The organism is Cryobacterium sp. 10I1 (genome assembly GCF_035019805.1).
GTDB lineage: Bacteria > Actinomycetota > Actinomycetes > Actinomycetales > Microbacteriaceae > Cryobacterium > Cryobacterium glucosi.
Map to the genome: position 1 here is coordinate 1 of NZ_JASJVF010000611.1, position 328 is coordinate 328.

Annotated in this window: 1 protein-coding gene; it reads right to left on the reverse strand. The window is 75.9% G+C overall.

Going from position 1 to position 328, the window contains the following annotated elements; all coding sequences use genetic code 11:
• Positions 1-23: 23 nt before the first annotated feature.
• Positions 24-328, reverse strand: a 305-nt coding sequence (locus tag QN345_RS20000) for a P-loop NTPase (RefSeq protein WP_323509235.1), incomplete at its 5' end; no start/stop codon positions are given.

Sequence of the window (328 nt, forward strand, 5' to 3'; positions counted from 1 at the left end):
GGCGCGCGGCGCGGTGACCGGCGTTATTTGAGGGAGACGCCGAGGCTGCGGCCGGAGAGGCCGCGGGCGCGGGAGAACAGCCGCTCGGCGACCGCGTCGATCGCGAGGGCCGCCGGGTCGAGCGGGTCGCTCAGCACGACCGGGCGACCGTCGTCGCCGCCGGTGCGGAGCGGAACGCTGAGAGGGACGCTCGCCAGGAGCGGCACCGGCGTGTCCTGGCCGGCCGAGAGTCGCCGCGCGACCTCGGCTCCGCCTCCGGCGCCGAAGAGCTCGAGCAGGCTGCCGTCGGGCTGGAGGGCGCCGGACATGTTCTCGATCACGCCGAAGA